This is a genomic window from Kitasatospora nipponensis, assembly GCF_039528135.1.
Taxonomy (GTDB): domain Bacteria; phylum Actinomycetota; class Actinomycetes; order Streptomycetales; family Streptomycetaceae; genus Kitasatospora; species Kitasatospora nipponensis.
In genome coordinates this window covers 1-868 of sequence record NZ_BAAALF010000580.1, presented here as the reverse complement: position 1 = coordinate 868, position 868 = coordinate 1, and the positions used below count along the sequence as shown (strand labels likewise).

The following is an 868-nucleotide window of genomic DNA, read 5'->3' as shown; positions in this document are numbered from 1 at the left end:
GTTCCAGGGTTATACATCATTCTGACCGTGGTCCACATCCATGAACACGGTATGGCCACGCGGAGGGTTGACGACCCGTCACCCTCTCCCTAGGGTGTCCACGAATGTGAACAGCGTCCATGTGCGTGTCGCCGTGAGTCGCCATCGCTCCCCCACGTTTCCGAGAGGAGGCGAGCTCACCGATGGCTCTCGCCGCCCCACCCCCTGTCCGCGGCCACCGGCTGCGCCGGGCGCTGGCGCCGTACGCGCTGATCTCCCCGACGCTGCTCCTGCTGGCCGTGTTCCTGCTCTTCCCGGTCGGCAGCGTCCTCTACTACGCGCTCCAGCACCACGTGGTGAACGAGCCCTATGACGACGCCTTCGTCGGCCTGGCCAACTTCCGGCAGATGTTCGGCGACGAGCAGTTCTGGAGCAGCCTGGCCTTCTCCGCCAAGTGGGTCTTCGCCGAGGTCCTGCTCCAACTGCTGCTCGGCCTGGCCCTCGCGCTGATCGTGAACGAGACCTTCGTCGGCCGGGCCGTGGCCCGGGCCCTGGTCTTCTCCCCCTGGGCCGTCTCGGGCGTGCTGACCACCAGCATCTGGATGCTGCTCTACAACCCGGCCACCGGCGTCTTCCACTACCTCGCCGAACTCGGCGCCGGCAGCGCGGGCACCTCGGTACTCGGCAACCCCGACACCGTCTTCGGCGCCGCCGTGGTCGCCGAACTCTGGCGCGGCGTACCGTTCTTCGCCATCCTGATCCTCGCCGACCTCCAGTCGATACCCGGGGATCTGTACGAGGCCGCGTCCGTGGACGGGGCGAACAGGTTCCGGCAGTTCGTCCACATCACACTGCCCCACCTCAAGGACGCGATCATCCTGTCCACGCT

The 868-nt window shown here is 67.1% G+C and carries 1 protein-coding gene; it reads left to right on the top strand.

Annotated features, from left to right (window positions below; translation table 11 throughout):
* Positions 1 to 182: 182 nt before the first annotated feature.
* The coding region (locus ABD323_RS42030) for a carbohydrate ABC transporter permease (RefSeq protein WP_344447337.1) at positions 183 to 868 on the top strand (686 nt) is incomplete at its 3' end.